The following is a 21,924-nucleotide window of genomic DNA, read 5'->3' on the forward strand; positions in this document are numbered from 1 at the left end:
GCCTCCGCCATCATGTCTGTTCAGACAGTTGCAGCGAACACCGATTCTTCTGCCGTGGACCTGGGTTCCGCCGCAGCACTTTCCTGCCGCGAATGCGGCGAGCGTTTCGAGCTCGGCCCCATTTTCGCCTGTGCGTCCTGTTTCGGGCCGCTCGAAGTGGCGTACGACCTGCCGAGCGGCTCCCCGGAAGAGCTCAAGAAGCGCATTGCCGAAGGCCCCGACAACATCTGGCGCTATGCGCCGCTGCTGCCGGTTCCGGCCGATGTCGCGAGCAAGCCCAACATCAACCCCGGCTTCACGAAGCTGGTCAAGGCCGACAACCTCGCCCGTGAGCTGGGCGTCACCGGCGGTCTGTACGTCAAGGACGACTCCGGCAACCCGACGCACTCCTTCAAGGACCGTGTCGTCGCGATCGCCGTCGAGGCCGCCCGCGCCTTCGGATTCACCACGCTCTCCTGCTCCTCCACCGGCAACCTCGCCGGTGCGGTGGGCGCCGCTGCGGCCCGTGCCGGCTTCCGCTCGTGCGTGTTCATCCCGCACGACCTGGAGCAGGGCAAGGTCGTCATGGCCGCGGTGTACGGCGGCGAACTGGTCGGCATCGAGGGCAACTACGACGACGTCAACCGCTTCTGCTCGGAGCTCATCGGCGACCCGCTCGGTGAGGGCTGGGGCTTCGTCAACGTCAACCTCCGCCCGTACTACGGCGAGGGCTCCAAGACCCTGGCGTACGAGATCTGCGAGCAGCTCGGCTGGCAGCTGCCCGACCAGATCGTCATCCCGATCGCGTCCGGGTCGCAGCTCACGAAGATCGACAAGGGCCTGCAGGAGCTGATCAAGCTCGGCCTGGTCGAGGACAGGCCCTACAAGATCTTCGGCGCCCAGGCCGAGGGCTGCTCCCCGGTCTCCACCGCCTTCAAGGCCGGACACGACGTCGTACGGCCGCAGAAGCCGAACACGATCGCCAAGTCCCTCGCGATCGGCAACCCGGCCGACGGCCCGTACGTCCTGGACATCGCCCGGCGTACCGGCGGTGCCGTCGAGGACGTCAACGACGAGCAGGTCGTCGACGCGATCAAGCTGCTGGCCCGCACCGAGGGCATCTTCGCGGAGACCGCGGGCGGTGTGACGGTCGGTGTGACGAAGAAGCTGATCGACGCCGGTCTGCTGGACCCGACGCTGACCACCGTCATCCTGAACACCGGTGACGGCCTGAAGACGCTGGACGCCGTCGCCCCGACGACCGGCCTGTCGGCCACGATCCGGCCGAGCCTGGACGCGTTCCGCGACGCGGGCCTCGCCGCCAGCTGACCACCCGAGACCGAAGGAAGGCACCCCATGAGCGTCAAGGTCCGTATCCCCACCATCCTCCGCACCTACACGGGCGGTCAGGCCGAGGTCCCGGCCGAGGGCACGATCCTCTCCGAGGTCATCGAGTCCCTGGAGACGAATCACCCGGGCATCGCCGCCCGCGTCCTGGACGACCAGGGCAAGCTGCGCCGCTTCGTGAACGTGTACGTCAACGACGACGACGTGCGCTTCGAGGGCGGCCTGCAGACGGCGACCCCGGACGGCGCCGGCATCTCGATCATCCCGGCCGTCGCCGGAGGCTGACCGCCGGGCCACGTGCCTGCGGGCGACCGTCGAGCCCCGTGACGGAGGCCGGCCGCCGAGCTCCGAGGCGGAGGCCGAGCCTCCTGTACGACTTCACAGCGTGAACACCGTTGCCCCCTCCGCAAGAGAAGCGGAGGGGGCAATTCTGCATGATTGAGCGCGGTACAGTTGGGGAAGTCCCCTCCGCTGCCTGTGCCGCCCGCATATGAGAATGCGCCCGGTCGCGATAAGAAGCAGCCAAAGTACGTGAACTCCTTGCGCCATAAGTGGCCTTTGTCAGGCCCGACTTGCCCTGGAATCGCACGAGTTCCACCTATCCGGGCGTTCAGCTGTGCCCAGAATTCTCGTCCGATTGCCCTGTTGCAGAGGGCAGTTGGGCAGATACATTCGGCCGCGGTCGACGCGTTCCGGCGCACGCCACCCTCTCCTGTCGGAGGGTGAGTTCTGACCCGGGCCCGCGAAGTGCGGTCCTGTGCAAGGGCCAGTAATAGGGGAGTTAGGCATGGCTCAGGGCACCGTCAAGTGGTTCAACGCGGAGAAGGGGTACGGCTTCATCGCGGTCGACGGTGGTGCGGATGTTTTCGTCCACTACAGCGCGATCCAGATGGACGGGTACCGCACCCTCGAAGAGGGTCAGCGAGTTGAATTCGAAATCTCGCAGGGCCAGAAGGGGCCGCAGGCGGACATGGTCAAGCTCGCCGTCGGCTGAGCTCGGCGCGGTCGGCCAACGACACTACTCACGCACGCAGGGCCCGTACCTCCGAAGAGGGGTACGGGCCCTGCGTGCGTCTTCGTGCGCCCCCGACTGTTGTCCACATCTGGAGGGGGACGCTTGCACTCGCAGGGGTCGAGTGCTAATCATTGGCGTTAGCACTCTCCAGGTGAGAGTGACAGAAACTTGGACCGGGCCGGTGAGGCCCGCAGGCTCACGGGGCAAGGAACCGCTGAGCACGCTGGCCGTCCGTCGCGGGCGCCTCTCGGTCCGGAGAAATCCACCCCTGTCCGGGAGGACCACTTCACATGGCCAAGATCATCGCGTTCGACGAGGAGGCACGGCGCGGTCTCGAGCGCGGGATGAACCAGCTCGCCGACGCCGTCAAGGTCACCCTCGGCCCCAAGGGCCGAAACGTCGTCCTCGAGAAGAAGTGGGGCGCGCCCACGATCACCAACGATGGTGTTTCCATCGCCAAGGAGATCGAGCTCGAGGACCCGTACGAGAAGATCGGTGCGGAGCTGGTCAAGGAGGTCGCCAAGAAGACGGACGACGTCGCCGGCGACGGTACGACCACCGCAACCGTTCTCGCTCAGGCGCTCGTCCGTGAGGGCCTGCGCAACGTCGCCGCGGGTGCCAACCCGATGGCTCTCAAGCGTGGCATCGAGAAGGCCGTCGAGGCCGTCTCCGCCGCTCTGCTGGAGCAGGCGAAGGATGTGGAGACCAAGGAGCAGATCGCTTCGACGGCCTCCATCTCCGCTGCCGACACCGAGATCGGCGCCAAGATCGCCGAGGCGATGGACAAGGTCGGCAAGGAAGGCGTCATCACCGTCGAGGAGTCCCAGACCTTCGGTCTGGAGCTCGAGCTCACGGAGGGTATGCGCTTCGACAAGGGCTACATCTCGGCGTACTTCGCGACCGACATGGAGCGTATGGAAACGTCGTTCGACGACCCGTACATCCTGATCGTCAACTCCAAGATCAGCAACGTGAAGGACCTCCTTCCGCTGCTCGAGAAGGTCATGCAGTCGGGTAAGCCGCTGCTGATCATCGCGGAGGACGTCGAGGGCGAGGCCCTGTCGACCCTGGTCGTCAACAAGATCCGTGGCACCTTCAAGTCCGTCGCCGTCAAGGCTCCGGGCTTCGGTGACCGCCGCAAGGCCATGCTCGGCGACATCGCCATCCTCACCGGTGGCACCGTCATCTCCGAGGAGGTCGGCCTCAAGCTCGAGAGCGCCGGCGTCGACCTGCTCGGCAAGGCCCGCAAGGTCGTCATCACCAAGGACGAGACCACGATCGTCGACGGAGCGGGTGACAGCGACCAGGTCCAGGGCCGCGTCAAGCAGATCCGTGCCGAGATCGAGAACTCCGACTCGGACTACGACCGCGAGAAGCTCCAGGAGCGCCTCGCGAAGCTGGCCGGCGGCGTGGCCGTCATCAAGGCCGGCGCCGCGACCGAGGTGGAGCTCAAGGAGCGCAAGCACCGCATCGAGGACGCGGTGCGCAACGCCAAGGCCGCCGTCGAGGAGGGCATCGTCGCCGGTGGTGGCGTCGCGCTGCTGCAGGCCACGGCCGTCTTCGAGAAGCTCGACCTGACGGGCGACGAGGCCACCGGTGCCAACGCCGTCAAGCTCGCGCTGGAGGCCCCGCTCAAGCAGATCGCCGTCAACGGCGGTCTCGAGGGTGGCGTCATCGTCGAGAAGGTGCGCAACCTGCCGATCGGTCACGGCCTCAACGCCGCGACCGGTGAGTACGTCGACATGATCGCCGAGGGCATCATCGACCCGGCGAAGGTCACGCGCTCCGCTCTGCAGAACGCCGCGTCCATCGCCGCGCTGTTCCTCACCACCGAGGCCGTCATCGCCGACAAGCCGGAGAAGGCCTCTGCGGCCGCTCCGGGCGGCATGCCGGGCGGTGACATGGACTTCTGATCCCCCTCGGGATCAGCAGCTCCACGCAGTACCTGTACGACGCCGGCCCCCGGGATTCCTCCCGGGGGCCGGCGTCGTCGCGTCCCCTCGCCGGTACCGGATACTGATGGCCCCTGCACCCGTTCGCGAGGAGCGCATACCCATGACCACCGACTCCCGGACCGGGCCGCCGAGTTCCGGCAGCGAGCGCGAGACGCTGCGGGCCTTTCTCGACTACCACCGAGCCACCCTGGCCATGAAGTGCGAGGGGCTGGACGACGAGGAGCTGCGGCGGCAGTCGATGTCCCCGTCCACGCTGTCGCTGCTCGGGCTGGTGCGGCACATGGCCGAAGTGGAACGGGCCTGGTTCCGCCGTGTGTTCGAGGACAACGAGGCGCCCATGGTCTGGTCCGACCGGATCGACTTCCAGGCGGCGTACGACGCGAGCGCCTCGACCAGGGAGGAGGCGTTCGGCGCCTGGGAGGCCGAGGTGGAGAACTCGCGCCGGATCGAGCGGGAGGCCGGGTCCCTGGACCTGACGGGCCTCCAGCCGCGCTGGGAGAAGGAGGTGTCGCTGCGGATGGTGATGGTGCACGTGCTCCTGGAGTACGGCCGCCACAACGGGCACGCCGACTTCCTGCGTGAAGGCGTCGACGGCGTCGTGGGGGCCTGAGCGCCACCGGGTGGTCCGAGCCGTGGACCGGCTGCTCTGCGCCCGAACAGTGAACGCAAAAAAATGACGTGACTCTGCATGTATTCATCATCAGTCAGAAAGGTTCTGGCAGAACTCTTGTGTCGGTGCTGCGGCGCGCCCTACTGTCGCCCCACCTTCCGAGAGAAACGGGCATGCGATGTCACGGAACATCACGGTCGCCGCGTTGACCGCCGCCGTTGTCGGACTGGGCGCCCTGACCGGCGCCCCCGCGGCCACGGGTGCGGAGGGAGAACGGCCCCCCGCGCCCGCGGTGACGCGTGCGGCCCTCGATCCGGCGCTGGTCGCCGGCCGCGGTGCCGAGGTCCCCTTCGCCGAGCAGGAGGCGGAGAACGCCGCCACGAACGGCACGGTCATCGGCCCCGACCGGGCCGCGTACACGCTGCCCGCCGAGGCCTCCGGCCGTAAGGCGGTCAGGCTGGCGCCGGGCGAGCACGTCGAGTTCACACTGCCGGGCGCCGCCGACGCGATCACCGTGCGCTACAGCATTCCTGACGCCCCGGGCGGGGGCGGCATCACCGCACCGCTCGATGTCGCCGTGAACGGCAAGAAGCGCTCCACGATGACGCTGACCTCGCAGTACGCCTGGCTCTACAACCAGTACCCGTTCACCGACGACCCCGGTGCCGGGCTGCTCCATCCGGACTGGTGGATCACCGAATGCGCCTGCGTCCCCAGCGGGACGACACCCGCCCCGACGATCACCAAGCCGTTCCGCCCGAACCACTTCTACGACGAGCAGCGCCTGCTGCTGGGCAGGAAGTACGGCGCCGGCGACACCGTACGGCTGACGGTCCCGGCCGGCAGCCGTGCCGCGTGGACCGTCATCGACGTGCTCGACTCCGAACTCGTGGGCCTCCCGCACATCGAACTCCGGGCCGCGAACGTGCTGGCCTTCGGGGCCGACCCGTTCGGGCGGCGGGACTCCGCGGGCGCCGTCGAACGGGCCATCGCCCACGCCAAGCGCAAGAACCTCCCGGTGTACATCCCGCCGGGCACGTACCAGGTCAACCGCCACATCATCGTCGACGACGTCACGATCAGGGGCGCCGGAAGCTGGTACACGACGTTCAAGGGCCGCGAGACCGCCCTCGACACCCCGGCCGCGGACGGCTCCGTCCACACGGGCGTCGGCTTCTACGGCAAGGACGCGGCCGAGGGCGGCAGCCGCAACGTCCATCTGTCCGGCTTCGCCATCGAGGGCGACGTGCGCGAGCGCATCGACACCGACCAGGTGAACGGCATCGGCGGCGCGATGAGCGACTCCAGCATCGACGGCCTGCACATCCGCCACACCAAGGTCGGCATGTGGTTCGACGGCCCCATGTCGAACCTGAGGATCACGAACAACGTCATCGTCGACCAGATCGCCGACGCCATCAACTTCCACGGCGGGGTGACGGGTTCGACAGTCGCCCACACCTTCGTACGCAACTCCGGCGACGACGGCCTCGCGATGTGGGCGGAGAAGAACGCCAACACGGGCAACACCTTCGCCCGCAACACCGTCCAGAGCCCGGTTCTCGCCAACGGCATCGCGATCTACGGCGGTACGGACAACACGGTTTCCGGCAACCTCGTCGCCGACCCCGTCCGCGAGGGCAGCGCCCTGCACGTCGGCGCCCGATTCGGCGCGGAGGCGTTCAAGGGCCGGCTGGACCTCACCGGCAACACGACGGTCCGCGCGGGTACGTACGAACTGAACTGGAACATCGGGCTCGGGGCCGTCTGGTTCTACGCCCTGGACCGGGACATCGACGCCGACATCCGGGTCACGGGGAACAACTTCCTCGACAGCACCTACAACGCGATCATGCTGGTCACGGACTGGCCGGTGAAGGACACGTACAGGATCCGCGGAGTCCACTTCAAGGACATCAAGGTCGACGGCACGGGTACGTCGGTGGTCAGCGCCCGCGCGGCGGGTTCGGCGACCTTCGAGAACGTGGACGCGCGCAACGTGGGCGCGGTCGGCGTCAACAACTGCGGGTCCTTCAACTTCACCCCGGCGGGCTCCGAGTTCACCCTGACCGACCTCGGCGGCAATGACGGCGGCGGCACCACGGGCGACTGGCTCGCGCCCTGGCTCCTGCCGAACACGATCACCTGCGACGACCGCCCGCCGGTCGTGGCACCGCCCGCGCCCGGAGCCTGGTGACCGCTTCGCACCACTGACGTCGCGCCGCCGTCGGTCCCGACGGCGGCGCGACGCGTGGGACCGGTGGTCAGGGGCGGTCGAGACCGCCGCGTGCGATGACGTCCGCGTACCAGCGGGCACTGTCCTTCACCGTGCGGCGCTGGCTCGCGAAGTCGACGTGGACGATGCCGAACCGCTTGCTGTAGCCGTACGCCCACTCGAAGTTGTCCAGGAGCGACCACAGGAAGTACCCGCGTACGTCCACGCCGTCCTCGATCGCCCGGTGCACGGCCGTCAGATGCGCGTGCAGGTACGCCACCCGCTCCGGGTCGTGGACCTGGCCCGAGGGGTCGGCGTAGTCGTCGTACGCTGCCCCGTTCTCGGTGACCATCAGGGGCAGGCCGGGCAGCTCCCCGCCGAGCCGGGTGAGGAGTTCGTGCAGCCCGTTCGCGTCCACCGGCCAGTCCATCGCGGTGCGGGGCCCGTCCGCGGGAGTGAACGCCACGTGCTTCTCGGCGCCCGCCCACGGGGAGGGGGACTCCGACGAACCGGCGGAAACGACGCTGGGGGAGTAGTAGTTGATGCCGAGGGAGTCCAGGGGTGCGGAGATGACCTCCAGGTCCCCGGCGCGGACGAAGGACCAGTCGGTGACCGACGCCGTGTCCTGCACCAGGTCCTGGGGAAGCCGCCCGTGGAAGACCGGGTCCAGGAAGATCCGATTGGCGACGGCGTCGATCCGGCGCACGGCCTCATGGTCCGCCGGGGTGTCCGTCAGCGGTCGCAGGGCGTGCAGGTTCAGGGTCAGCGACACCTCGGCGGAGGACGGCAGCAGGTTCCGCAGGACGCCGGTCGCGCTGCCGTGGGCCAGGTTGAGGTGGTGGGCCGCGCGCAGGGCTGCGAGGTCGCTCGTACGACCGGGGGCGTGGACCCCGTTCCCGTACCCGAGGAAGGCGGCGCACCAGGGCTCGTTGAGCGTCGTCCAGGTGGCCACCCGGTCGCCGAGCGCCCGCGCCACGAGCGCGGCGTACTCGGTGAACCGGTGTGCCGTCTCGCGCTCCGGCCACCCGCCCGCGTCCTCCAGTTCCTGCGGCAGGTCCCAGTGGTAGAGCGTCGCCACGGGCCGGATGCCGGCGCCCAGCAGCTCGTCGACGAGCCGCCGGTAGAAGTCGAGTCCGCGCTCGACGGCGGGGCCGCGGCCGGTCGGCTGGACCCGGGGCCAGGACACCGAGAAGCGGTAGTCGGTGACGCCGAGGTCCTTCATCAGGGCCACGTCCTCCGGCATCCGGTGGAGGTGGTCGGCGGCGATGTCACCGGTGTCGCCGTTGCGGACCTTGCCGGGGGTTCTGCTGAAGGTGTCCCAGATGGACTCGGTGCGGCCGTCCTCGGTGGCCGCTCCCTCGATCTGATAGGCGGCGGTGGCCGTCCCCCAGCGGAATCCGGTGGGGAACCGCAGCCCCGCCGCGGTGGTGGGGCGGGCATCGACAGCGGTCATGAGACAGGCACTCCAGAGGTGAGGTGGGGTGGTGGGGGGAGGGCTCAGCCCTTGACGGCTCCCTGCATGATCCCGCCCACGATCTGCCGGCCGAGCAGGCCGAAGACCAGCAGTACGGGGAGGGTGCCGAGCAGGGTGCCGGCCATGATCACCGACTGGTCGTGGACGTAGCCGCCGCCGAGCTGCCGCAGGGCGACCTGTACGGTCGGCTCCTGCGAGGACAGGGCGATGATCGGCCAGAAGAAGTCGTTCCACGCGGTCATGAAGGTGAGCATGCCGAGCACCGCCATGCCGGGCCGGGCGATCGGGATGACGATCGACCAGAAGATGCGCGCGGTCGACGCGCCGTCGACCCGGGCCGCCTCGATCAGTTCGTCGGGCAGCGACTGCACCAGGTACTGGCGCATGAAGAACACCCCGAAGGCCGACACGAGGCCGGGCAGGATGACGGCCTGGAGCTGGTTCACCCACTGGAGTTCCGCGATCAGCATGAACAGCGGGATGACGCCGAGCTGCGGGGGGATCATCATCGTGCCGATGGTCAGGGTGAGCAGTGCTCCGCGGCCCTTGAAGCGCAGCTTGGCGAAGGCGAATCCGGCCAGGGTGCAGCACAGCACGGTGCCGACCGTGATGGAGCCGGACACGATGAACGAGTTCAGCAGCGCCTTGCCGATCGCCGCCTCCTCCAGCACCGCTTCGAAGTTCTTGATGAGGTTCGGGCCGGGCAGCAGGCTGGGCGGGACCTTGGCGAGGTCCGCGTTGGAGCGGCTGGCCGCGACGATCGTCCAGTAGAACGGGAACGCGGAGATCAGCAGCGCGAATCCGAGGATCAGGTAGGAGAGCCAGCCGCCCTGCATGCCCCGTGGTCCGCGCTTGCGCCGACCGGGCGGAGTCGTGGGCGGGACGGTCTCGGGCGCGGTCGGCGGTGCGGTGAGCGTGGTCATCGGCCGGCCTCCTTACGGGCACGGCGGCGCACGACGAGGGCGTTGGCCCCGACGAGCACCACGATCAGGACGAACATCACCCAGGCGATGGCGGCGGCCCGGCCCAGGTGGAAGAAGCCCCAGCCCTGCTCGTACATGTACAGGCCGAGGGTCTGGTACTGGTGCGCGATGCCGCCGGAGATGGACCCCTCGAAGAGCAGCGGTTCGCCGAACAGCTGGGTGGCGCCGATCGTCGACACGATCACCGTGAAGACGATCGTGGGCCGCAGGCCGGGCAGCGTGACATGGACGAACTGCCGCCAGCGCGACGCCCCGTCCATCTCGGCGGCCTCGTACAGCTCGCTCGGGATGGACTGCATGCCCGCCAGGTAGATCAGTGCGTTGTATCCGGTCCAGCGCCAGACGACGATGGTGGAGACGGCGATCTGCGAGGCGACCGTGCCGGTCTGCCAGTCCACGGGGCTGAGGCCGACCAGGCCCAGCACGTAGTTGATCAGCCCGAAGTCGCGGCCGAAGAGCTGGGCGAACACCAGCGTCGCGGCGGCCACCGAGGTGGCGTACGGGAGCAGGATCGCCGTACGGATGAAGGTGCGCCCGCGCAGCTTGTAGTTGAGCAGGTGCGCGAGTCCCAGGGCCATCGCGAGCTGCGGGACGGTGGACAGCACGCCGATGGTGAACGTGTTGCGCAGGGAGGTCCAGAAGTACTCGTCGGCGAACAGCGCCGTGTAGTTGGCGATGCCGCGCCACTCCATGTCGCCGCTCGTCTGGAGTTCGACGCGGTAGAGCGAGACGAACGCCGTGTAGAGCAGCGGGAAGAGACCGAAGGCGGCGAAGAGGGTGAGGAACGGGGCGATGAAGGCGTACGGCGAGAAGGTCTGCCAGGTGCGCCGGAGGGCGGCGGCCCGGCCGTCGCCGGATCCGGGTCCGGGCGCCCGGGGCGCGGCCTTCGCGGTGGCGGTGAGGGTCACGGTGCGGCCCTTCGGGGAGGTGCGGGCGGGGGGTCGGGGGTGGTGCGAAAGACGGGGCGGTGCGGGAGCCGGGGTGTCACGGGGGCGGGGGCCGGTTCGCCGTCGTGCGGAGGCGGACCGGCCCCGGCGGGGCGGTGACGGGGTGTCGCAGCCCTCGTGACGCGGTGAAGGGGTGTCAGCCGATCACGTTCGCGACACCCTTCTTCGCCGTCTCCCACGCCTTGGCCGACGAGGTGCCCTTGCGCTCCACCTCGCTCAGCGCGTTGGTCAGCTGCTGGGCCACGTTCTGGTCGTGCACACCCAGCACCTGGACCGGGGACGCCTTCGCCGCGTCACCGAAGATCTGGCCGATCGGCGCGTCGGTGAAGTACGGGTCCTTGGCGGCGGCGACCTTCTCGATCGCGCCCGTCGAGGACGGGAAGTTGCCCTGCTTCTGGAAGAGCTTGGCCTGCTGCTCGGGGGCGGTGAGCCACTTGATCAGCTCGTACGCCTCCTTCTTGTGCTCGGCCGCACGCGGGACCGAGAGGTAGGAGCCGCCCCAGTTGCCGGCGCCGCCGGGCAGCTTGGCGATGTCCCACTTGCCCTTGCCCGCGTCGCCGGCCTGGCCCTTGATGTAGCCGAGCATCCAGGCGGGGCACGGGATGGTGGCGAAGGATCCGGCGGCGAACGCCTGGTTCCACTGCGGCGACCACTGGTCGAGCTTGGCGCTCAGCCCGGCGTCGGAGGCCTTGACCGAGGTGTCCCAGGCCTGCTTGACCGCCGGGTTCTTCTCGTAGATCAGCTCACCGGAGGCGTCGTAGTACCGCTCCTTCTCCTGGCCGATCATGATCCCGTAGAGGCTGCCGATGCTGTCCAGCCAGGCGCTCTTGGCGGGGGCCTTCTTCTTGTACTGCTTGCCGAGCTCCAGGTAGCCGTCCCAGGTGGACCACTTCTGGGCGAGTTCCTCGCGGTCGGTGGGCAGCCCGGCCTGCTTGAACAGGTCGGTGCGGTAGCACATCGCCTCCGGCCCGACGTCGGTGCCGAGGCCGAGGATCTTGCCGTCCTTGGTGGTCGCCGCCGACCACTTGGCTTCGGCGAACTGGTCCTTGAGCTTGTCGGCGCCGAACTCCTTGAGGTCCGCGAACTTGTCGGACTGCTGCTGGGTGACCGACGCGATGCGGCCCACCTCGATGCCCTGCACATCGGCGAGCCCGCCGCCGCCGGCCAGCCGGGTCTGCAGCGACTTCCAGTAGTCGGCCTCGTCCTGGGTGTCGCTCTGCTTGATGGTCACGCCGGGGTTGAGCTTCTCGTACTCCGCGTACAGCCCGGCTTCCTTGTAGCCGAACGATCCGAAGAGGTCGACGGTCAGTGTGACCTTCCCGTTCGCACTGTCGGAGGAGTCCGAGGTACCGGATCCACAGGCGGCGAGGAGCGCTCCGGCGAGGACGACCGCGCCGAGGCGGACGGTGGCTCTCTTGGCGGCTCGGGTGATGGGCATGGGAAGCCTCCCTTGGCTTCGGGATGAACCGAGCGCTTGAGAGCGCTCTCAAAACCTGCGCCTGGAGCGTCTCTCAGGGTTCTCCCGCCGTCAAGACTCGAACGCATAACGGCTTTGCGTTACGCCCAACTACCGCCTGTGTGAGTTCTCTTGACACTTACGTTTCAGAAGTTTTACGTTCCTTGGCACTTGAGAGCGCTCTCGAAAACGCTCCCGCCCCCCATGACACCGAGGTGCTGCCCATGCAAGCCAACCTCTCCAGATCCGCTGCGGCGACGGTCCTGGCCCTCGCCCTGGCCGCCGTGGCTCTGGGCCCCGCCGCTTCCCCGGCGGCAGCCGCCACCATCCCCGCCGGCTCCGGCAGTTACACCGACAGCCGCCCTGCCGGTACCTCCGGACCCACCACCAACACCGGTGCTCCCGTCACGCCGAAGCTCACCGCGGCGGCGAGGAACAAGCCGGTCCCCACCAACGACTGGTGGTCCTCCCTCGCCTACCAGCGCTACGGCGACAACCCGTACTCCACCCCGATGTACGGCCACCCCCTGACCTACCAGGCCACCTCGGGCGGCCTGGAGGTCGGCTACCCGACCGCCCCCGCGGTCGTCGGCGACGGCCGCCAGTACGAGTACGCCCACAAGGCCGACCTCACCGTCGGACTCAACGGCCTCAACTCGCCGGACACCAAGGCCGACGACTGGTCCGACTGGACCGTCACCCCCTACTGGTCGGACGGCACCCGCACCCTGCGCACGACCATCGGGCACGGCATGCCCTTCGTGTATGCCAAGGGCTCCGGCGGCGACGCCCGGATCACCACGGCCGGTACCCCCACCGTCTTCGCGGACAACGGCAACGTCCTCGGCATCACGGTCGCCGGCCACCACTACGCGCTGTTCGCCCCGACCGGCAGCGACTGGAACGTCTCCGGCACGGCGATCACCGCCGGGCTCGGCGGCAAGGACTACTTCTCGCTCGCCGTGCTGCCGTCCACGGACGCGCTCGCGACCTACCGGAAGTACGCCTTCAGCTTCGTCACCGGCTCCAAGGTGGCCTGGGAGTCCACCGGCGGCACGGTCAAGGCCACCTACAGCCTGACCACGGAGGCGAAGGAGGGCACCGAACGCGGCACGCTCCAGGCGCTGTACCGCCACCAGTGGCTGCACACCTCCGACGCGCTCACGCCGTACACGTACGTCTCCCCGCGCGGCACCATGAAGGTGCGGGAGTCCGCCTCCTTCACCACCAGCCAGAAGAACCAGGGCGTGCTGCCCGCCCTGCCCGCGTCCAGCGGGGTCGACAAGGCCCGGCTGACCGGATACCTGAACGAGGTGGCGAACGCCTCCGACCCGTTCTCCGGGGCCAGCGACACGTACTGGACCGGCAAGGCGCTCGGCCGCCTCGCCCAGCTGGTTCCCGTCGCCGACCAGATCGGCCAGACGGGTATCCGGGACAAGCTCCTCGGCCTGATGAAGGGCCGCCTCCAGGAGTGGTTCACGGCGGGCGGGGCGAGCGAGTTCAGCTACGACAAGGACTGGAAGACGCTCACCGGCTACCCGGCCTCGTACGGCAGCGACACCGAGCTCAACGACCACCACTTCCACTACAGCTACTACGTGTACGCGGCGGCGATCGTCGCCCAGTACGACCAGGCATGGGCCGCCGACTCCGCCTGGGGCACCATGGTCAAGACCCTGGTCCGCGACACCGCCAACCCGAGCCGCACGGACACCGCGTACCCGTTCCTGCGCGGCTTCGACGTGTACGCGGGCCACAGCTGGGCCTCCGGTCACCAGGGCTTCGCGGCGGGCAACAACCAGGAGTCCTCGTCGGAGTCCATCAACCTCAGCGCGGGCCTCGTCCTGTGGGGTGCGGCGACGGGTGACACCGGGCTGCGCGACCTCGGCAGCTACCTGCTGACCACCGAGTCGGAAGCGATCACGCAGTACTGGTTCGACGCCGACCAACAGGTCTTCCCCGGCTCCTTCGGCCACGACACGGTCGGCATGGTCTGGGGCAGCGGCGGCGCGTACTCCACCTGGTGGACCGCGAACCCGGAGGAGATCCACGGCATCAACGTCCTCCCCGTCACCGGTGGTTCGCTGCACCTGGCCCGCGAGAAGGCCGCCATCAAGCGGAACATCGCCGAGATGGAGCGCGAGAACGGCGGACCGGCCGTCGAGTGGCGCGACCTGCTCTGGCAGTTCGAGTCGCTCGCCGATCCTGCCCTGGCGAAGGCCAAGTGGGACTCCGGCAACGCGGGCTACACCCCGGAGCAGGGTGAGTCCAAGGCGCACACGTACCACTGGATCACCACGCTCGACACCCTGGGCGCACCCGACATGACGGTCAGCGGGAACATCCCGACGTCCGCCGTCTTCACCAAGAACGGCGTCCGCACCTACGCCGCTCACAACTACGACTCCACCGCCCGCACCGTCACCTTCTCCGACGGCAAGACCCTCTCCGTCCCGGCCCGCTCCACGGCCACCGGCACGGGCACCGGCGGCGGCGACCCGGATCCCGAGGAGCCGGGCCCGTCCACCGGCAACACCTTCCGGCTGAAGTCCGGCGGCACCCTCACCACCGCCACGGACGGCGCGGCGGGAGCCGACACGCTGGCCTCGGCGGACGGCGTCAACCGGGACGGCACGCCGTACAAGCCGACGGTCTACGAGATCAAGAAGGTCGACGGGACCCTCGCGGCGGGTGCGTCCACCGCATTCCGCCTCCGGGTCGACGCGGGTACGAAGGTCGGGCTCGCCCCGCAGGTCAGGATCAGTTACGACCTCACCGGTGACGGCACGTTCGACCGGGTCGAGACCTTCCGCTACTTCGCGACCGACCCGGTCACGGGCTGGGAGGAGTACACCCAGGCGGCGGGCACCGCGGCGGTGACCGGAAGCCTGGGCAACCTGACGGCCGGAACGGTCCGTCTGGAGATCTGGAACGCGCTGGGCAACGGCACGTCCCAGGTGCAGACCGGTACGGACGCGGCGGTCGTGAAGATCCCGTACGTCTGAGCGTGACCCTGTGCGGCGGGTCCCGGCCCCTCAGGCCGAGGCCCGCCGCACGAGTGTGGTCGGTGTGATCACCGAGTCGGGGGCGCCCGCCCCCGCACGGTCCTTGTGCAGACCGCGCAGCAGCAGCCGGGCCATCAGCCGGCCCTGGCCCTCGATGTCCTGCCGGATGGTCGTCAGCGGCGGGTCGGAGACCTCGGCCACCGAGTCCATGTCGTCGAATCCGACGAGTGCGACCTGCTCGGGCACCGCGATCCCGTGCTCGCGCAGTACCCGCAGCGCACCCGTGGCCATCAGGTCGTTGGCCGCGAACACCGCGTCCAGATCGGGCCGCCGGTCCAGCAGTTCCGCCATCGCCCGCGCCCCGCTCTCCACCGTGAACGCCCCCTCGGCGACGAGCGTCGGGTCCGTCTCCAGCAGGATGTCCCGGTAGCCGTCGAGGCGGTCCGTCGCCGAGGTCTGGTCGGGCGGCCCCCCGATGTACGCGATCCGCTCCCGCCCCAGGTCCCGCAGGTACTGCACGGCCACCCGCGCCCCGCCCCGGTTGTCGGCGTCCACGTACTGCACGGCCTGATCGCCGGGTGCCGCGGTCCAGCTCGGCCGGCCGCCGTACACCGTCGGGATCCCGGCCCGCCGGGTGATCGCGGGCAGCGGGTCGTCGGTGTGCAGCGAGAACGCGAGGGCCCCGTCGACATGGCCGCCGGACAGGTAGCGCGCGATCCTGTCGAAGTCCGCGGGACCTTCCACGATCAGCAGCACCAGCTGGGTGTCGTGGGAGGCCAGTTCCTTGCTGATGCCGCGGAGCTGCTGGGAGAAGAACGGGTCCGAGAAGATCCGGATCTCCGGCTCCGCGATGACCACGGCCACCGCCCCGGTCCGCCGGGTGACGAGCGTGCGGGCGGCGTGGTTGGGGATGTACCCGAGCTCGTCGACGGCCTGGCGCACCTTGTCGACCAGCGGTTTGCGGACCCCTTCGCCCCCGTTGACCACCCGGGACGCAGTGGCCCGGGAGACACCCGCGAGCGCCGCGACGGCTTCCAGAGTGGGCCGGGACCCGGGGTGCTGCTCGGCCAAGGCGTGCGCTCCTCGTTGCTGGGCGGCGGCACGGGCAGAACGTGGCACCGCCGGATCGCCTACAGCCTAACGCCGGGGCCGGTCAGCAGACTGAGAGCGCTTCCAATCGGTGGCCCCGATGGCCCTGGGCGTGACCGGAGCCGCCGGGGTCGCCGAGCATCGTCAGGCATCGTCGAAGGCCGCGTGCACGCACTTGCCGTCCGTGAGCGGCTCGGTGAACACCCGGGCTCCCAGGTCCTCCGCGATGTGCAGACCCATGCCGCCGGTGCCGTCGGTCAGATCCGGGGCGCGGGGGGCCGGTGGGACGCAGGAGCAGTCGGTCACCGCGATGTCCAGGGTGCCCGCGGCGGTGGTCAGGGTCAGGGAGCTGGGCCCGGGGGCGTACCGGACCGCGTTGGTGACCAGTTCGGACACGATCAGCAGGACGTCGTCACGGCGGCCCGGGTCGAGCGAGGGCAGGATCCGGTGGAGGAAGGCGACGGCTGCGCGGCGTGCGTGCGAGGGGGCTTCGGGGCCGGGCGGCAGGGAAATGGTCTGCGCGCCCAGCCGGGCGGGGTTGACGGGTGGGGGTGCGGTCGTTGTGGTCATGACGGTGTCGCGATGAGGACGCGGGTCTCCACCCGCTCGGTCACCTCGTCGAAGGGTGTTCCGGAGTTCAGCAGCGCGGCCTTGCGCTCGCGGTCCGCGCCGGCCTGTGCCGCCCGTACGCGGTCGACCGCCCTGCGGTGCGCCAGGGTCATGATCCAGGTCATCGCACTGCCGCGGTCGGGCTTGAACCGGCCGGAGGTGCGCCACACTTCGAGCAGCACGTCCTGGACCACCTCCTCCGACTGCGCCGGATCGCGCAGCACCCGGTGGACCAGGCCCATCACCGGTCCGGCGGCCCTGTCGTAGACGCCGGTGAAGGCCTCCCGGTCCCCTTCGGCGGTCCAGAGCATCAGCTGGTCCAGATCGGGCTCCTCCGTCCGCTGCCCGGCTTCTCCTCCGCGATCGGCGGATTGCACCTGGATACCTCGCTGACCTGTCGACGTGGGATCGGCGACCGCTCCCGGAGCGATATAAGCACCCAATAGCCGTGAAGGCTCTGTATGTGTATCGAAGCGGTGAAACTCAGGCTCTGGCGTGATCGGTGCAGGGAAGGGGTGACCGGGAGGGGAGCCCTCCGGCCCTCTGCCGCATTCTCTGTCATGCCCCTGGCGGAACGAGCGATCCACCCCCACAATGCTGTGGGAGCGCTCCCATATGTCGAAGTCCCCGGCTCCCACACCACTCGCACCCAGTCGACGAAAGGTCCTCCCGGTGAATGCCTCACCACTCCCCGCGCGGCCCGCGCCCGCCCGCCCCCGGCACGGGCGGCGCGTGTTCGGGATGTCAGCCGCCGCCTTACTGTTCTCAGCGGCCCTGGCTGTGCCCGGCACGGCCGGCGCCCAGGAGGCCGACCCCGGCCCCGAACAGATAGCCAACGGCGACTTCGCCGCCGGTACCGCTCCTTGGTGGTGGACGGCCAACACGTCCGGCGCCGTGACCGAGGGCCGGCTCTGCGCCGAGGTCCCGGCCGGGACGGTCAACCCGTGGGACGTCATCATCGGCCAGAACGACATCCCGATCGTGGCGGGCGAGAGCTACACGCTCAGCTACACGGCCTCGTCGACCGAACCCCTCACCGTGCAGACCCGTGTCCAGGAGGCCACCGCTCCGTACGCCACGGACCTCGCCACCGCCGACCCGGTGGGACCGGACGCCGTGACGGTCAGCCACGTCTTCACCGCCGCGGCCGACCGCGCGGGCGCCCAGGTCGCCCTGCAGATCGGGGGCGGCGACAGCGCGACCACCTTCTGCCTCGACGACGTGTCGCTGCGCGGCGGAGCCGAGCCGCCCGTGTACGAGCCGGACACCGGGTCGCCGGTCCGCGTCAACCAGGTCGGATACCTGCCCCACGGCCCCAAGAACGGCACGGTGGTCACCGACGCCGACGCACCGCTTCCCTGGTCCGTGAAGGCAGCCGACGGCACGACGGCCGCCACCGGCACGACCGTCCCGCAGGGAGAGGACCCGAGCTCCCGCCAGCAGGTCCACACCTTCGACTTCAGCAGCCTGACCACTGCGGGCGACGGCTACACCGTCGAGGTCGACGACCAGGTCAGCGAGCCGTTCTCGCTGCGCGCCGACCTGTACGACAGTCTGCGCTCCGACGCGCTGGCGTACTTCTACCACAACCGCAGCGGCATCCCCATCGACGCGGACCTCGTCGGTGACGCCTACGCGCGGCCGGCCGGACACATCGGTGTGGCGCCCAACAAGGGGGACACGGACGTCCCGTGCCAGCCCGGTGTCTGTGACTACCGGCTGGATGTGTCGGGCGGCTGGTACGACGCGGGCGACCACGGGAAGTACGTGGTCAACGGCGGGATCTCGGTGGCCCAGCTCATGGCCACGTACGAACGCACCCTGACCGCCGACGACGCCGAGTCGGCGGAGCTCGGGGACGGCGCGCTGCGGGTGCCGGAGCGGGGCAACGCCGTACCGGACATCCTCGACGAGGCCCGCTGGGAGATGGAGTTCCTGATGCGGATGCAGGTCCCGGCCGGTGAGCCGCTGGCAGGGATGGCCCACCACAAGATGCACGACGCCGGCTGGACCGGGCTGCCGCTGGCCCCGCACCTCGACCCCCAGCAGCGTGAGCTGCACCCGCCCTCGACGGCCGCCACGCTCAACCTGGCCGCCGCGGCCGCCCAGTGCGCCCGGCTCTACGCCCCGTTCGACGCGGCCTTCGCGGGCCGCTGCCTGAAGGCCGCCCGGACCGCCTGGGCCGCGGCCCAGGCGCACCCGGACGTCCTCGCCGACCCGAACGACGGCACGGGCGGCGGCACATACAGCGACGGCGACGTCTCGGACGAGTTCTACTGGGCGGCATCGGAGCTGTTCACCACGACGGGCGAGGCCGCGTTCCGCCAGGCCGTGCTCTCCTCCCCGCTGCACGGCGACACGGACGCGGTGTTCCCGGCCGGCGGCGGGATCTCCTGGGGCTCCACCGGCGGCTTGGGCGTGCTCACGCTGGCCACCGTGCCGAACGGCCTGACAACGGCACAGCTCGGTGAGGTCCGGTCCGTCGTCACCACGGCCGCCGACCGCTACGCCGCGCAGTCCCGTGCGCAGGTGTACGGGCTCCCGTACGCGCCGAAGGACGAGGACTACGTCTGGGGTTCCAACAGCCAGGTCCTGAACAACATGATCGTGCTGGCCACGGCCCACGACCTGACCGGCGAAGCCGCCTACCAGGACGCGGTGCTGAGCGGTGCCGACTACCTCCTCGGCCGCAATCCGCTCAACCGGTCGTACGTCACCGGCTACGGCGAGCGGGACTCCCGCAACCAGCACCACCGCTTCTGGGCGCACCAGAACGACCCGGACCTTCCCCACCCGCCGGCCGGCTCGATCGCGGGCGGACCGAACCTCACGGCCGTCGCCTCCGGTGACCCGGTCGCCGTGGAGAAGCTGGGCGGTTGCGCACCCGCGATGTGCTACGTCGACGACATCGGCTCCTGGGCCACCAACGAGGTGACCATCAACTGGAACGCGCCGCTCGCCTTCATCGCCTCGTATCTGGACGACGCGGGCGACGGACGGGGGACCGCGTCGCGCACGTGCGAGGTCTCCTACACCTCGCACCCCTGGAACAGCGGCTCGACGGTCACGGTGAAGCTCAAGAACACCGGCTCGGAGCCCGTCTCGCCCTGGGAGCTGACCTGGCTCCTGCCCGGCGAGCAGGCGGTCAGCCACACCTGGAGCGCTCAGTTCGACCAGCACGGCAGGACGCTCAGCGCCCGGCCACTGTCCTGGAACCGGGTGATCGCACCGGGTGCCACGGTCGACTTCGGGTTCAACACCAAGGCGTCAGGGGCTTCGGCCGCCCCCAGCACGTTCAAGTTGAACGGCCGTTCCTGCAGGGCGGGCTGATCCTCCGTCCGCGATCGCGCCCGGGTGCGGCCCGCCTTCCGGCGGACCCCGCGCCCGGGCGCATCAGTGCCGGGTGCGCGCCATGGACTCCCTGGACCTGACGGTCCTGTCCTGCCGCGGGACGAGGCCCGCACGGACCGCCGTCATCCGCTCGCGCACCCCGGTGGTGGGCACCGCTCCAGGGGGTCCGGCGGGGCCGTCCACCGGTTCGCCGCGGCACGGCCCGCACCGGCCGCCGGGCAGCGCCTCGGGGCTGCCCGGCGCACGGCACACGCTGCATTCCAGGGTGCGCAGGACGGTCCGTGGGGCCGGGTGGGTCCGCTCGGGCGGCAGCTTGTCGATGAGGCGGCGCCGGACGAGGGATGCGGCGTGGTGGACCACGGCGGGGAGTCCTTCGGTCAGGGCGCGTAGCGTCTCCGCCTCGGTGGCGCCCCGCTCGAACCACTCACTGACCTGCGGTTCCAGGTTCACGCAGTCCGTCGCCGACAGGCTCAGCGAGGGTGCGGTACGGCCCAGGGCGGCCAGCAGGACGAACGCCCGTGAGCGGGTGGGACGCCGGTCCTCCTGCGGTACGTCGCCCCGGGTGAACGCCGCCCACCAGTCGTCGTCGCGCGCGGTCCGTGAGAAGAACGTCCGGGTGACCCAGAGCAGGACCTCCTCGGTGGCGACGCACTCACTGCCCCGGCGCAGATGCCCGGCCGCCTGGATCCGGTTGAGGGCGGTGCGCAGGGCGCACTGCCCGTACGGGAGCCACTTGGCCAGCGTCTTCACGGAGATGTCGGCGCCGTCGGGCAGCCGGTCGATGTACGCGGCGACGGCCGCCTCACGGGGCGGCAGGTGCGCGAAGTCCCGCTCGCTGCGGGGGCGTTGGTCCGGAGCCGAGCGCTTGCCGTAGCCGGGGTTGGCCATCGGGTGCGGGGGCTCGTACGGGGTGGAGGGGGCAGCACTAAACTGGCTCACAGCCATCAGATCGCGCTTTCGATCGAGGTGGTCAGACCCCTGTCAGGTGTTACAGCACCGGGCGGGGGTCGATTCGTCATTCGGCACGCTAGAGCGTTGCAACCCTCCGTTGCAAGTCGGTCACGAAAAGTCAACCCGCCAGGCAGGGAGGGTGGGTGGGAAGCAGTCCCTCCACCCATTCCGCTGAAAGAGCGCTCGGAACTCGCCGCTTGAGCCCCGGCCGATCCCGTGTCAGTCGTGGAACCGGTCCGCCAGGGGCAGCGTCTCGCACACAGTGATCAACGCGGCGGACGCCGCCGAACGTGCGCTTCGGGGCAGCGCTCCGCGCGAACAGCCGGGGGTGCGGCTGCCCCGGAATCGAGGGAAGGCGGCCAACTCGTGTTCAGCATGCTGGTGTTCCCCGCGATACTCGCAGGCCCCGTCTGGCTCATCGCGGTCCTCGTCAAACTCATCTCCGTCTGCCTGCCCGGACGCCGTGCCGACTGGTCCGTGGACCTGCTCCGCTGGTGCGCCGGAATGTCGGTGGCAGCTGTCGTGGGCCTCTGCGCGTGGGGCGTCGGCACGGTCCAGCTCTTGACGCACGAGTCCGAGTCCGGGGCGAACTCGTCGCCCTCGCCCGCCTGTCGCGAAGCACTGCCGACCGCTGTCGAGAACATCAGCGGCTACCGCCCTTCCTACGTGCCTCTGGGATTCGACTGCGTCCTGAACGACGGGACCACCTACCCGAGCAGTAGTGGCTACGCCTGGGCGAACGCACTCATCGTCGGGTTCGGCGTGAGCGCTGTCGTGCTGGTGGTGGCAGCCGGACATGCCCGGGCGCGCCGGGCCCCGGGGGCAGGCGCGCCGCGTGAGAGCTGCCCGACGGGTGATGATCGATGAGTTTCTCCACGATCCGCAGTCAACCCCGTCGAGAATCAGCACACGAGACACCGACACATCCGGGAGACCTT

Annotated in this window: 16 protein-coding genes and 1 pseudogene; 9 read left to right on the forward strand and 8 right to left on the reverse strand. The window is 69.8% G+C overall.

Translation table 11 applies throughout. From position 1 onward, the window contains the following. Positions 1-12: 12 nt before the first annotated feature. From thrC to ABZS61_RS27050, 6 genes are all read left to right on the forward strand, one after another. Positions 13-1,308, forward strand: a complete 1,296-nt coding sequence (gene thrC, locus ABZS61_RS27025; RefSeq protein ID WP_356426493.1) for a threonine synthase — start codon at positions 13-15, stop codon at positions 1,306-1,308. A 27-nt stretch (positions 1,309-1,335) separates the two neighbouring features. Beyond that, on the forward strand, positions 1,336-1,611 hold the full coding sequence (locus tag ABZS61_RS27030) for a MoaD/ThiS family protein (RefSeq protein ID WP_356426496.1): 276 nt from the start codon (positions 1,336-1,338) through the stop codon (positions 1,609-1,611). A gap of 502 nt (positions 1,612-2,113) precedes the next feature. Next, the gene (locus tag ABZS61_RS27035; RefSeq protein ID WP_003967346.1) at positions 2,114-2,320 is read left to right on the forward strand and encodes a cold-shock protein; all 207 of its coding nucleotides are present in this window, start codon (positions 2,114-2,116) and stop codon (positions 2,318-2,320) included. A gap of 311 nt (positions 2,321-2,631) precedes the next feature. Further along, positions 2,632-4,254, forward strand: a complete 1,623-nt coding sequence (gene groL / locus ABZS61_RS27040) for a chaperonin GroEL (RefSeq protein ID WP_329208626.1) — start codon at positions 2,632-2,634, stop codon at positions 4,252-4,254. A 142-nt stretch (positions 4,255-4,396) separates the two neighbouring features. Then, positions 4,397-4,906 carry a DinB family protein gene (locus tag ABZS61_RS27045; protein WP_356426501.1) on the forward strand — a complete coding sequence of 170 codons (510 nt, stop codon included), beginning with the start codon at positions 4,397-4,399 and terminating at the stop codon, positions 4,904-4,906. Between the two features lie 178 nt (positions 4,907-5,084). Next, a complete protein-coding gene (locus ABZS61_RS27050; protein WP_356426504.1) occupies positions 5,085-7,103 on the forward strand; it encodes a glycosyl hydrolase family 28-related protein in 2,019 nt (672 codons plus the stop codon). A gap of 67 nt (positions 7,104-7,170) precedes the next feature. Here ABZS61_RS27050 and ABZS61_RS27055 read toward each other — a convergent pair whose 3' ends face one another. The 4 genes from ABZS61_RS27055 to ABZS61_RS27070 all read right to left on the reverse strand — a co-directional run bounded on the left by ABZS61_RS27055 (position 7,171) and on the right by ABZS61_RS27070 (position 11,963). Continuing rightward, positions 7,171-8,574, reverse strand: a complete 1,404-nt coding sequence (locus ABZS61_RS27055; protein ID WP_356426507.1) for a GH1 family beta-glucosidase — start codon at positions 8,572-8,574, stop codon at positions 7,171-7,173. A 44-nt stretch (positions 8,575-8,618) separates the two neighbouring features. Continuing rightward, the gene (locus ABZS61_RS27060) at positions 8,619-9,518 is read right to left on the reverse strand and encodes a carbohydrate ABC transporter permease (protein WP_356426510.1); all 900 of its coding nucleotides are present in this window, start codon (positions 9,516-9,518) and stop codon (positions 8,619-8,621) included. Continuing rightward, positions 9,515-10,486 carry a sugar ABC transporter permease gene (locus ABZS61_RS27065; protein WP_356426513.1) on the reverse strand — a complete coding sequence of 324 codons (972 nt, stop codon included), beginning with the start codon at positions 10,484-10,486 and terminating at the stop codon, positions 9,515-9,517. Before ABZS61_RS27065 ends, ABZS61_RS27060 begins: the two co-directional genes overlap by 4 nt. Before the next feature lie 175 nt (positions 10,487-10,661). Next, the gene (locus ABZS61_RS27070; RefSeq protein ID WP_356426516.1) at positions 10,662-11,963 is read right to left on the reverse strand and encodes an extracellular solute-binding protein; all 1,302 of its coding nucleotides are present in this window, start codon (positions 11,961-11,963) and stop codon (positions 10,662-10,664) included. Between the two features lie 242 nt (positions 11,964-12,205). Between ABZS61_RS27070 and ABZS61_RS27075 the strand changes: the two genes are divergently transcribed. Beyond that, positions 12,206-14,986 carry a glycosyl hydrolase gene (locus tag ABZS61_RS27075; protein ID WP_356426519.1) on the forward strand — a complete coding sequence of 927 codons (2,781 nt, stop codon included), beginning with the start codon at positions 12,206-12,208 and terminating at the stop codon, positions 14,984-14,986. A gap of 30 nt (positions 14,987-15,016) precedes the next feature. Here the strand turns inward: ABZS61_RS27075 and ABZS61_RS27080 are convergent, their stop codons facing one another. From ABZS61_RS27080 to ABZS61_RS27090, 3 genes and pseudogenes are all read right to left on the reverse strand, one after another. Beyond that, positions 15,017-16,057 (reverse strand): LacI family DNA-binding transcriptional regulator, encoded by a 1,041-nt coding sequence (locus ABZS61_RS27080; RefSeq protein WP_356426522.1) that lies wholly within the window; start codon positions 16,055-16,057, stop codon positions 15,017-15,019. A 162-nt stretch (positions 16,058-16,219) separates the two neighbouring features. Continuing rightward, positions 16,220-16,645: an ATP-binding protein gene (locus ABZS61_RS27085; RefSeq protein WP_356426526.1), complete on the reverse strand. Its 426-nt coding sequence runs from the start codon at positions 16,643-16,645 to the stop codon at positions 16,220-16,222. 17 nt (positions 16,646-16,662) lie between these two features. Then, positions 16,663-16,995: pseudogene (locus tag ABZS61_RS27090) on the reverse strand (sigma factor); the annotation flags it as partial. 430 nt (positions 16,996-17,425) lie between these two features. Here ABZS61_RS27090 and ABZS61_RS27095 point away from each other — a divergent pair. Next, on the forward strand, positions 17,426-20,014 hold the full coding sequence (locus ABZS61_RS27095) for a glycoside hydrolase family 9 protein (protein WP_356426575.1): 2,589 nt from the start codon (positions 17,426-17,428) through the stop codon (positions 20,012-20,014). A gap of 63 nt (positions 20,015-20,077) precedes the next feature. Here ABZS61_RS27095 and ABZS61_RS27100 read toward each other — a convergent pair whose 3' ends face one another. Continuing rightward, on the reverse strand, positions 20,078-20,980 hold the full coding sequence (locus tag ABZS61_RS27100; RefSeq protein WP_356426529.1) for a hypothetical protein: 903 nt from the start codon (positions 20,978-20,980) through the stop codon (positions 20,078-20,080). 372 nt (positions 20,981-21,352) lie between these two features. On the opposite strand from ABZS61_RS27100, the gene ABZS61_RS27105 reads away from it, so the two are divergent. Continuing rightward, positions 21,353-21,853, forward strand: a complete 501-nt coding sequence (locus ABZS61_RS27105; RefSeq protein WP_356426530.1) for a hypothetical protein — start codon at positions 21,353-21,355, stop codon at positions 21,851-21,853. Positions 21,854-21,924 lie beyond the last annotated feature (71 nt).

It is taken from the genome of Streptomyces sp. NPDC005566, assembly GCF_040605575.1.
GTDB lineage: Bacteria > Actinomycetota > Actinomycetes > Streptomycetales > Streptomycetaceae > Streptomyces.

Excerpts from the sequence above, each read along its gene's own strand:
- thrC (WP_356426493.1), top strand. The coding sequence starts at position 13 with ATGTCTGTTCAGACAGTTGCAGCGAACACCGATTCTTCTGCCGTGGAC.
- ABZS61_RS27030 (WP_356426496.1), top strand. The coding sequence starts at position 1,336 with ATGAGCGTCAAGGTCCGTATCCCCACCATCCTCCGCACCTACACGGGC.
- ABZS61_RS27035 (WP_003967346.1), top strand. The coding sequence starts at position 2,114 with ATGGCTCAGGGCACCGTCAAGTGGTTCAACGCGGAGAAGGGGTACGGC.
- groL (WP_329208626.1), top strand. The coding sequence starts at position 2,632 with ATGGCCAAGATCATCGCGTTCGACGAGGAGGCACGGCGCGGTCTCGAG.
- ABZS61_RS27045 (WP_356426501.1), top strand. The coding sequence starts at position 4,397 with ATGACCACCGACTCCCGGACCGGGCCGCCGAGTTCCGGCAGCGAGCGC.
- ABZS61_RS27050 (WP_356426504.1), top strand. The coding sequence starts at position 5,085 with ATGTCACGGAACATCACGGTCGCCGCGTTGACCGCCGCCGTTGTCGGA.
- ABZS61_RS27055 (WP_356426507.1), bottom strand. The coding sequence starts at position 8,574 with ATGACCGCTGTCGATGCCCGCCCCACCACCGCGGCGGGGCTGCGGTTC.
- ABZS61_RS27060 (WP_356426510.1), bottom strand. The coding sequence starts at position 9,518 with ATGACCACGCTCACCGCACCGCCGACCGCGCCCGAGACCGTCCCGCCC.
- ABZS61_RS27070 (WP_356426516.1), bottom strand. The coding sequence starts at position 11,963 with ATGCCCATCACCCGAGCCGCCAAGAGAGCCACCGTCCGCCTCGGCGCG.
- ABZS61_RS27075 (WP_356426519.1), top strand. The coding sequence starts at position 12,206 with ATGCAAGCCAACCTCTCCAGATCCGCTGCGGCGACGGTCCTGGCCCTC.
- ABZS61_RS27085 (WP_356426526.1), bottom strand. The coding sequence starts at position 16,645 with ATGACCACAACGACCGCACCCCCACCCGTCAACCCCGCCCGGCTGGGC.
- ABZS61_RS27095 (WP_356426575.1), top strand. The coding sequence starts at position 17,426 with ATGTCAGCCGCCGCCTTACTGTTCTCAGCGGCCCTGGCTGTGCCCGGC.
- ABZS61_RS27100 (WP_356426529.1), bottom strand. The coding sequence starts at position 20,980 with ATGGCTGTGAGCCAGTTTAGTGCTGCCCCCTCCACCCCGTACGAGCCC.